Source organism: Paludisphaera soli (assembly GCF_011064595.1).
In the GTDB taxonomy this organism is placed as follows: Bacteria; Planctomycetota; Planctomycetia; order Isosphaerales; family Isosphaeraceae; genus Paludisphaera; species Paludisphaera soli.
Genome location: NZ_JAALJI010000021.1, coordinates 126,283 through 135,473 on the forward strand (window position 1 = coordinate 126,283; position 9,191 = coordinate 135,473).

The 9,191-nt window shown below is 68.9% G+C and carries 7 protein-coding genes; 3 read left to right on the forward strand and 4 right to left on the reverse strand.

The window, feature by feature from the left end; genetic code table 11:
- Position 1: 1 nt before the first annotated feature.
- Both G6O68_RS22790 and G6O68_RS22795 read right to left on the reverse strand, forming a co-directional pair.
- Positions 2-487 (reverse strand): hypothetical protein, encoded by a 486-nt coding sequence (locus G6O68_RS22790; RefSeq protein ID WP_165250955.1) that lies wholly within the window; start codon positions 485-487, stop codon positions 2-4.
- A gap of 388 nt (positions 488-875) precedes the next feature.
- Positions 876-1,454 (reverse strand): Maf family protein, encoded by a 579-nt coding sequence (locus G6O68_RS22795; protein ID WP_165250968.1) that lies wholly within the window; start codon positions 1,452-1,454, stop codon positions 876-878.
- 146 nt (positions 1,455-1,600) lie between these two features.
- Here G6O68_RS22795 and G6O68_RS22800 point away from each other — a divergent pair, with 146 nt between their 5' ends.
- The 3 genes from G6O68_RS22800 (at position 1,601) to G6O68_RS22810 (ending at position 4,738) form a co-directional block, all read left to right on the forward strand.
- Complete coding sequence (locus tag G6O68_RS22800) at positions 1,601-2,029, forward strand: BlaI/MecI/CopY family transcriptional regulator (protein WP_240911456.1); 429 nt, start codon at positions 1,601-1,603, stop codon at positions 2,027-2,029.
- Positions 2,030-2,048: 19 nt separating this feature from the next.
- Positions 2,049-4,226 carry a M56 family metallopeptidase gene (locus G6O68_RS22805; protein WP_165250957.1) on the forward strand — a complete coding sequence of 726 codons (2,178 nt, stop codon included), beginning with the start codon at positions 2,049-2,051 and terminating at the stop codon, positions 4,224-4,226.
- Positions 4,227-4,360: 134 nt separating this feature from the next.
- Positions 4,361-4,738, forward strand: a complete 378-nt coding sequence (locus G6O68_RS22810) for a hypothetical protein (protein ID WP_165250958.1) — start codon at positions 4,361-4,363, stop codon at positions 4,736-4,738.
- A gap of 409 nt (positions 4,739-5,147) precedes the next feature.
- Here G6O68_RS22810 and G6O68_RS22815 read toward each other — a convergent pair whose 3' ends face one another.
- Both G6O68_RS22815 and G6O68_RS22820 read right to left on the reverse strand, forming a co-directional pair.
- A complete protein-coding gene (locus G6O68_RS22815) occupies positions 5,148-8,258 on the reverse strand; it encodes a vitamin B12-dependent ribonucleotide reductase (RefSeq protein WP_165250959.1) in 3,111 nt (1,036 codons plus the stop codon).
- A gap of 580 nt (positions 8,259-8,838) precedes the next feature.
- Positions 8,839-9,191, reverse strand: a 353-nt coding sequence (locus tag G6O68_RS22820) for an ISAs1 family transposase (protein ID WP_165250960.1), incomplete at its 5' end; no start/stop codon positions are given.

The window sequence follows — 9,191 nt, forward strand, 5'->3', positions numbered from 1 at the left end:
TTCAATCGCGCCGGGGCGGGAACTCGGCGATGCGCAGGTCGATGCAGCCGTGAAGGATCGGCGAGAACCTCTCGGCCGCCGCCGCGCCCGCCGGCCGGACCTCGCCGAACGTCTCGATTCGCGCGGGCTCGACGTCCACCAGGGCCGGGACGACCCGAGGGCCGCCGCTCGCCTCCTCGTGCAGGAGAATCGCCTTACATGGCAAAAAAAGCGTGATCGGGCCTGGCCGGCCGCCGGGCTGCGGGGGGTCGAGGATGGCGTCGAGGAACCGGCGCGACCGCTCCTGGGGCGCCACATCGATCCGGGTGCCTTCCCTGATGTCGGGCCGCGTCGCCCGCCGATTCGTCCGGGATGCCGGCGGCGTCCTGAGCCATCCGGCCGGCTCCGGCGCCGACGAGGCCGGGGCGGAGCCCTCGGCGGCGACGATCGTCGTCGGCCCGACACCCAGGGCGGACGTGCACGCGAAACGACGGAACTGGCGTATCATGGCGAGCGAATCCTTCCGGGCGATCCGACGAGGCCGACCACCGCAGCCTCGCCCATTCTAGCCCGTTCCCCCTGGCCGACGCCAGGATGGCGCGGCCCCCGGGTGTCGCTCTCGATTCCGGAGATTCGGCGGGAAGGCGGCCGCGGAGGTGCCGGGCCGAGGCCGCCCCTTCTCTCCGTAGGGCGTCCACAGGCCGCCCGACCCATGGGCCTCCGCCGGGGCCACTCGCCGGGGATCAGGGGGGCGGGGCCGGCCGCCCCACGGGAGATCCCGTCCGTACCCCTGCAGGAGCCGGCGAAACTCCAGGTTCAAGAGCGCCCCCTGCCGCAAGGCCCCGCCTCTCTCGAATCCATCCTGACTCGCGGGAGGAAGCGGCCTCCGTCCGGTCTCAATCTCGCAGCGCGGGGTGGGCCGCGAGCAGGGCGGCGAGGCGTTCCATCGGCAGGCCGACGACGTTGGAGAAGCTCCCCCGCGCGACGGAGACGAACGGGTCGCGGTCCTGCACGCCGTACGCGCCCGATTTCCCCTCCCAGCGGCCCGAGTCGAGGTAGGCGGCCCGCGCCTCGTCCGTGAGCGCCCGGAACGCGACCACGCTGATCTCGACCGCCCCCAGCCACTCGGGGCGATCCCCCCGGTGCAGGCAGAGGCCGGTGATCACGTCGGCCTCGCCCGCCTCTTGCAGGCGGATCATCCGCTCGGCGTCGGCGCGGTCGACCGGCTTGTTGAGGATCTCGCCCCCCACGGCGCAGACCGTGTCCGCCGCCAGGATCAGGCCCGAGCCCCGCCGCAAGGCCACCGCGCGGGCCTTCCGCCAGGCCAGGCCGGCCGCGTACTCCGCCGGCGAGACGCCCGGCTCAGGCCCCGGCTCGTCCACGTCCGACGGGTCGACCTCGAAGTCATAGCCCGCCTCCTCCAGCAACTGCCGACGCCTCGGCGACGCGCTCGCCAGGATCAGACCACGCTTCATCACGCCGCATCTCCACTCGCCACGGGCCGACGTCCGAAAGTCCCCGACCAGAATATTCCGCGAAGGCCGTCGAAGAACAGCTTGACCTATCAGACGTCTTGTCTTACCATCCCGTTCAGACAAAACGTCTGAGGAGGGCCGAGTTGATGAAGCGGAACGAGGTGGACGTGACGGAGGCCGAGCTGGCGCTGCTGTCGGCCTTGTGGGACCACGGCCCGGCGCCGATCCGTCGGCTGGCGGAGCGGGTGTACGGCGAGGGGGGCCCATCGACGTACGCCACGGTGCAGAAGCTCTTGGAGCGGCTGGAGCAGAAGGGGTGCGTGTCGCGGGATCGCCGCGAGAGCGTGCACGTCTTCGCCGCGGCCGTGGACCGGGGCGAGCTGATCGGCCGCCGCCTCCGCGCGGTGGCGGACTCGCTCTGCGGCGGCTCGTTCACGCCGCTGTTGACCCACCTGGTCGAGGGGGAGGGCCTCTCCCCGTCGGACCGCGACGAGCTGCGGACGCTCATCGATCGGCTCGGCCGCGGCAAGGCCGAGACGAGGGCGAAGGACGCGAGGCGGAAGCCCGGCGCCTGACCTCCACGGGAGAGACGACATGGAAGACCTGATCCGCGCGGCCCTGACCAACGCCCTCGGCGCGGCCGTCCTCGGGACGATCGTCGCCGGGCTCGCCCTGATCCTGTCGCGGCGCCCCGCCGTCGTGCACTGCCTCTGGGTCGTCGTCCTGCTCAAGCTGGTGACGCCCCCGCTGTTCGAGGTCTCGGTCGGCCGCTTCGACCTGGAGGCCCCGGCCCCGATCTGCGTCGCGGACGCGGGCGCCGAAGCGGAAACCGACGCCGAAGCCGAGGGCCCCCTCACGATCACGATCGACGCCGACCAGCTGGCGGCGATCGACGCCGCGGCGGCGGGCTGGCGGCCCGACCTCGCGGCCGAGGCCTGCGACCCGCCCTGCCCCCCCGAGGTCGAGGCCGGGCCGTTCATCGCCGCCGTCGGCCCCGCGTGGCCCGAGCTGGCGCGGCGGGGGCTGGTCGCGACCTGGCTCGCGGGCTCGCTGGCGACGGCCGTCCTGGCGGCGGTGCGGATCGCCCGGTTCCGCCGCCGGCTGCGCGACGCCTCGCCGGCCGGCTGCCGGGTCGAGGACCAGGTGGCGGAGCTGTCGGCCGCGATGGGCCTGAAGCGGCCCCCGGCGGTCGACTTCATCGACGCCCGCACCACGCCCATGCTCTGGGGCCTGGGGACGCGCCCCCGCCTGATCCTCCCCCGGGCGCTCTGGAAGGAGCTGGACGGCCGCGCCCGGACGCTCCTGCTGACGCACGAGCTGGCCCACCTGAAGCGCGGCGACCACCTGCTGCGGCTCTTCGAGCTGGCCGTCACGATCCTCTACTGGTGGCTCCCGGTCGTCTGGTGGGTCCGCCGGGCCCTCCGCGACGTGGAGGAGCAATGCTGCGACGCCTGGGTCGTCTGGATGTTCCCCGACGACGCCCGCGCCTACGCCGAGACCCTCCTGGACACGGTCGACTTCTTGAACCCGAGCGCCGAACCCGAGCCGCTCCTGGCGAGCGGATTCGGCAAGGTGCAAAACCTGCGAAAGAGGCTCACGATGGTGATGAAGGGAACGACCCCGCGCACTTTGGGATGGCAAGGCTCGCTGGGGGCCCTGGCCCTGGCCGGCGTCCTCCTGCCCCTGAGCCCGACCTGGGCCCAGAAGTCCGACGAGGCCCCGGCCGCGATCGAGGCCGTCGCCGCCGTCGACGTCTTCGCCGCCGGAGCGGACGACGACCTGTCTTCCACGCTCACCTTCCGCGCCGTGGTCGACGGCGACGAGGTCCAGACCATCGACGTCTCCGGCCCGACGACGATCACCGCCGAGACGGTCGAGGTGCACGGGGTCGACGGAGCAGCCGACGTCGTGGTCGCCCGCGTCGTGGGCGATGACGACGATGCGGAGAAAGATAAGGCGATCGCCGAGGAGGCCAAGAAGGAGGCCAAGGCTGCCGCCGAGGAGGCCAAGAAGGAAGCCAAGGCCGCCGCCGAGGAGATCAAGAAGGAGGCCAAGGAGATCCGCCGGGAGATCCGCGTCCAGGTGAGCGACGACGGGAACGCCGAGGGCCGCGCCGAGGCCGTGAAGAAGGCCGTCGAGCAGATCAAGGCCCAGGTCAAGGAGCTGGAGGAGAAGAAGGGCGAGGGCCCGGCCGCCGAGGCCCAGATCAAGGCCCTCAAGGGGGCGGCCGAGCAGCTGGAGAAGCTCGCCAGGACCCCCGGCGCGTTCACGGTCCGGGGCATGCCCTCGTCCGGCTTCGGCCAGGCGTTCACCTTCCAGCCCGAGAAGCTGAAGGTCGAGCCCATGCACCCCGACGTGAAGGAGTTCCAACTCGGCCGGGTCGTGGTACGCGACCCGAACGACCCGAAGGCGGCCGAGGCCCGCAAGAAGGTCGAGGAGCTGAGCAAGGTCATGGCCGAGAAGCAGAAGGAGCTGGCCGAGGCCGGCAAGAAGCTCGCCGAGGCCCACAAGGAACTCGCCAAGCTCCAGGGGGACATGGTCATCAAGCGGGAATTCCCGGACGTCGCCGCCCGCCTGAAGGAAGTCCGCGTGGCCGGCGACCGCCTCCGCCTCGCCGAGGTCCGCGACCGCGTCGAAGGCGACAAGGAGAAGGCCCGCATCGACTCCCTGGAGGCGAAGCTCAACAAGGTGCTTGAGGAGCTTCAGGGCCTGAAGCAGCCGAAGGACGAGGGAGGCAAGGACAAGAATAAGGGCGACAGGGTCGAGCACTGACGGTCCGCCCCCCGCCACCGACGACTCCGCGACGCGGCCGGGACCTCCCCGCCGCGTCGCCTCGTTTCGAAACGAACGCGTCCGAAACGTCCCTTGGGGTGATGCACAATGAGGCGAAGATCACAGGAGCCGTAATGATGAATCTACAAGACTGCTCAATCACGGCCATTCTAAATTTTGGCGTCGACCCTAGGACGATGAAACCTTGGTTCGAATTCGCCGCTCTGGACCAGTTGCTGACCGTTTCCTTTAACGGCGTCGTCCACATGAGGTTCTCCCGCGACTGGGATGACCGATTCTCCGACGACAGCGACGTACTGGAGGTTCAGTCGGAGTCGCGAAAGCCGTCCGAGGACGATCTCCAGGGATACGATTACAGCGTGGAAGACCTAAAGGCGTTTCCAGAGCTCCAGATCATCACGATCTTTGGAGCGTTGCATGTGAAGATCATCTGCGAATCCTTCGAGACGAGGTCTGAGCCACTGGCTATCAAATATCCATACATCATCTAGCATGCTGCAGCCGCGTCCTCGGGAGCCTAGCGCCACCATGGATTCACGAAGGTTTACCGTCTTCACCCCTGAGGGAAGACAGACGCCTAAGGCGTAAGATGAGGGGGTGACGCACGCGGGGAGCTTCGGAGTTCGACGCCTGGCGTACGGGCCGACGGTCGCGGAAAGGCTCACCGGAACTCCGTGGGCCTTCGCGCTCGTCCCCCCCTCACCCAGCCCTACGGGCCACCTTCCCCCGCCAGTGGGAAGGGTTTGATGGGCCTCCCTGCCAGACGGACCACCAAAGCGGTCGCCTGGGAGGAAGGCGATCGCGACCGTCCGCGAAACGACAAAAGGGCCGCCGCCCCGGGTGGAGGCGACAGCCCTTTGTGCGTTTCCGCTCAGCTCGGCTCGGCCGGGCCGATCGGGATCAGGAGCAGCCCATGCTATTGCCGCAGTTGAAGCAGCGGTAGCAGGTGCCGCAGCGGACGGTCAGGGCGCCGCAGTTGTCGCAGGCCGGGGCGTCGCTCTGGAACGAGGCGAACTGGCGGTCCTGCACCCCCAGGTCGGCCTGGAGGACCTGCGGCTGGGTGGCCGGCTGCTTGGGAGGCGCGGTGCTCAGGACGGCCTCGGCGTGCTCCAGGTCGTCGATCGTGGCCGAGCGATGGCCGTTGACCTTGACCACGGGGGCGGACTTCGACTCGGCCTCGATCGTCTTGGGCGGGGCCGCCGGCTCCTCCATCCCCCGGTTCGGCGAGTTGGCCTCGCGATAGCCCGCGATGAACTCCATGCCGAGCCAGCGGAAGATGTAGTCGGCGATGCTCTTGGCGATCGGGATGTCCGGGTTCTTGGTGAACCCGGCCGGCTCGAACCGGCTGTGGGCGAACTTGTTGACGAAGACCTCCAGCGGCACGCCGTACTGCAGGCCGATCGAGATCGAGGTCCCCAGCACGTCCATCAGGCCGCCGATGGTCGAGCCTTCCTTCGCCATCGTGATGAACAGCTCGCCGGGGCGGCCGTCGGGGTAGAAGCCGACGTTGATGTAGCCCTCGTGCCCCTGGATGTCGAACTTGTGGGTGATGCTCCGCCGCGTGTGCGGCAGCCGCTCGCGGCGGGGCTTGGTCGCGGCCGAAGCCAGCGACGTCTGCACCGGCTTCAGCGATTCCACCTGGACCACGACCGGGGCCGGGGCGGCGGCGGGCTCGACCACCGCGGCGACGGCCGCCAGCGCGGCCTCGGCGATCTGCTTCGCCTCGGCGGCTTCCTTCTCGGCCTTCTCGGACTTGGTCGACACCGGCTGGCTCCCCTTGGAGCCGTCGCGGTAGATCGCCAGCGCCTTGAGGCCCAGCTTCCAGCCTTCGAGGTAGGTGTTGCGGATGTCCTCGACGGTCGCCTCGTGCGGCATGTTGCACGTCTTGGAGATCGCCCCCGAGAGGAACGGCTGGACCGCCGACATCATCAGCAGGTGGCCCCGGTAGTGGATGCTCCGGCCCCCCTGCGGCGGGGCGAAGGCGCAGTCGAAGACGGGCAGGTGCTCGTCCTTCAGGCCCGGGGCGCCCTCGATGGTGTCCTTGGCGTCGATGTAGTCCAGCACGCCGCGGACCTCCGGCTCGTCGTAGCCGAGCTTGCGGAGCGCGGCGGGGACCGTCTGGTTGACGATCTTGAGCATCCCGCCGCCGGCGAGCTGCTTGTACTTCACCAGGGCGATGTCGGGCTCGATCCCGGTGGTGTCGCAGTCCATCATGAAGGCGATGGTGCCCGTGGGCGCCAGCACCGTCACCTGGCTGTTGCGGTAGCCGTTGGCCCGGCCCACCTCCAGGCACTCGTCCCAGATCTTGTGCGCGGCCAGCCGGACGGCCTCGGGGGCCGACGCGTCGATCGCGTAGGCCGCCTGGCGGTGCATCTCCATGACGTTCAGCATCGGCTCGCGGTTGATCGCGAAGCCGTCGAACGGCCCGACCCGGCCGGCGTGCTCGGCGCTGGTCAGGTAGGCCTGGCCGTGCATCACGGCCGTGATCGCCGCGGCGACCGCCCGGCCTTCGTCCGAGTCGTACGGCAGGCCCGACGACATCAGCATGCTGCCCAGGTTCGCGAAGCCCAGGCCCAGCGGCCGGAACTTGTGGCTGTTGGCCGCGATCTTCTGCGTCGGGTAGCTCGCGTGGTCGACCAGGATCTCCTGCGCGGTGATGAAGATCCGCACGGCCGAGCGGAACCGCTCGACGTCGAACGCCCCGCCCGCGTCCACGAACCGGGCCAGGTTCAGCGAGGCCAGGTTGCACGCCGAGTCGTCGACGAACATGTACTCGCTGCAGGGGTTCGACGAGTTGATCGGCGCCGTGTTCGGGCAGGTGTGCCAGCGCTGGATCGTGTCCTCGTACTGCACGCCGGGGTCGCCGCAGAGCCAGGTCCCCTCGGCGATCCGGTCGAGGAGCATCTTGGCCTTGTAGGTGGACACCGGCCGGCCCGAGAGGACCGCCTTGGTCGTCCACTCGCCGTCCTGCTCGGCCGCGTCCAGAAACGCGTCGGAGCAACGCACCGAGAGGTTGGCGTTCTGGAAGAGGACGGAGCTGTAGGCCTCGCCGTTGAAGTTGGCCTCGTACCCCTGCTTGATCAGGGCCTGGGCCTTGGCCTCCTCCTTGATCTTGCACTCGATGAAATCGAGGATGTCCGGGTGCCAGCACTTGAGGGTCTGCATCTTGGCGGCGCGCCGGGTCTTGCCCCCCGACTTCACCACCCCGGCGACCGCGTCGTACACCCGCATGAAGCTGACCGGCCCCGAGGGCGTGCCGCCGCCGGCGAGCTTCTCGCGGCTGGAGCGGAGCGTCGACAGGTCGGTGCCGGTCCCCGAGCCGAACTTGAACAGCATGGCCTCGCTGTGCGCGAGCTTCATGATGCCGTCCATGTCGTCGGAGACGCTCTGGATGAAGCAGGCCGACGACTGGGGGGTCTCGTAGGCGTTCTCGGCCTCGACGACCGTCCGCGTCTCCTCGTCCCACCGCCAGTTGTTCGCCGGGCCGGCGATCCCATAGGCGTGGAACAGGCCGACGTTGAACCACACGGGCGAGTTGAACGACCCGTACTGGTTCAGGCAGAGGGCCGACAGCTCGTCGTAGAACCGCTCCGAGTCCTCGGTGGTGGCGAAGTAGCCGTCCTCGCGCCCCCAGTCGGCGATCGTCCGCGTCACGCGGTCGACCAGTTGGCGGACGGAGTACTCGCGCTTGCCTTCGGCGGGCGAGCCGTTGCCGCCGGTGACGTCGCCGTAGAAGTACTTGCTGACCACCACGTTGGTCGCGAGCTGGCTCCACGCCTTGGGGATCTCGCAGTCCAGCTGCTCGAAGATCGCCTTCCCGCGCTCGTCCTTGATCGCGGCCGACCGCAGGTCCCACTCGACCTGGTCGAACGGGCTCACGCCCTCGGTGCTGAAGACGCGGGGGACGGTCATCCCCGAACGTCCGCGGGCCTGGTCCTTAGCCTTCGTCGATCCCTCGGGCTGATGCTGTTCCACAGAGGTCGTCCCCTCCCGTCGTCCTGCTCTCGACATCGGCTCAAACTCCCCCGGGGACTTCGCGGCCTCGATCGACATGGAGCGTTTCGACGCGCACCATTCTAATCGATCGTTGTCCACTGGTCCAGATGTACATTCCGGCCGCCATTAAGTCGGTCTCAACTCCCGCTCGGCTTGAGTCGAAGGCCCCGTTTTAAGGCGAGGCCGCCCGCCCCCGGCCTGGACCGAGAGGGCGGACGATTGGCGAAGAAGGCGGGAGCGAGACTCCCGGGAAATGACGTCCTCGACACTCCCTCTCGGCGGCGGTTCTTTCGCGATCGACTCGATTGCAAAAATGCGCGCGCCGGGAGAGCCGGGCGCAAAAAATGGGCCAACGCCTAGAAGACTTTGCTGGGCGCTGGCGGTAGATGCAGAAAAACTCCCCGATCAGGCATCGGCCGAGTCAGCAGACCTAACTTCGCGTGCTCTGGTGAGCGGGGCTACCAAGGCCAAGTCGAGGTAAGGAAGCGCACGACCTGGATCACAGTCGGGCCCCGCATAGCTAACGTGTCCATAGAGGCTACGGAAGACCTTGGCGTTCGGCTTTGGTCGAAGGGAGCGAGAGAGCCAGGGCCAACTAACCTTTTGATCCGACAAGGACTTGCATGAGGTAGTCGTCGCGCCAACCGCAGGAACGCCGCCTCGCGGCGACGCTCTTTCGGTCGGGGTGCTGTTTGAGCAGGGACAGGCAGAACCGATTCAACCAGGCCATGTTCTCGCGCAGGTGCTCCTCGCGGATCCGGGATTCGTCCTCGCGGAAGGTCACGTCGAGGGTCCAGTGGCAGCCGTTCTCCACGCCCCAGTGCGAGCGGACCGCGCGGGCGAACGCCTTCGCCTCCGGTTCGACCTCCAGGCTGCTGATGTAGTAGCGGACGTCGTCCACGAGCTTGCCGTCGCGCAAGGTCTCGGAGATCGCCACGCCGATCGAGC

Bases quoted from the DNA above. Each gene is read 5' to 3' on its own strand.
- G6O68_RS22790 (WP_165250955.1), bottom strand. From the start codon at position 487: ATGATACGCCAGTTCCGTCGTTTCGCGTGCACGTCCGCCCTGGGTGTC.
- G6O68_RS22795 (WP_165250968.1), bottom strand. From the start codon at position 1,454: ATGAAGCGTGGTCTGATCCTGGCGAGCGCGTCGCCGAGGCGTCGGCAG.
- G6O68_RS22800 (WP_240911456.1), top strand. From the start codon at position 1,601: ATGAAGCGGAACGAGGTGGACGTGACGGAGGCCGAGCTGGCGCTGCTG.
- G6O68_RS22805 (WP_165250957.1), top strand. From the start codon at position 2,049: ATGGAAGACCTGATCCGCGCGGCCCTGACCAACGCCCTCGGCGCGGCC.
- G6O68_RS22810 (WP_165250958.1), top strand. From the start codon at position 4,361: ATGATGAATCTACAAGACTGCTCAATCACGGCCATTCTAAATTTTGGC.
- G6O68_RS22815 (WP_165250959.1), bottom strand. From the start codon at position 8,258: ATGTCGAGAGCAGGACGACGGGAGGGGACGACCTCTGTGGAACAGCAT.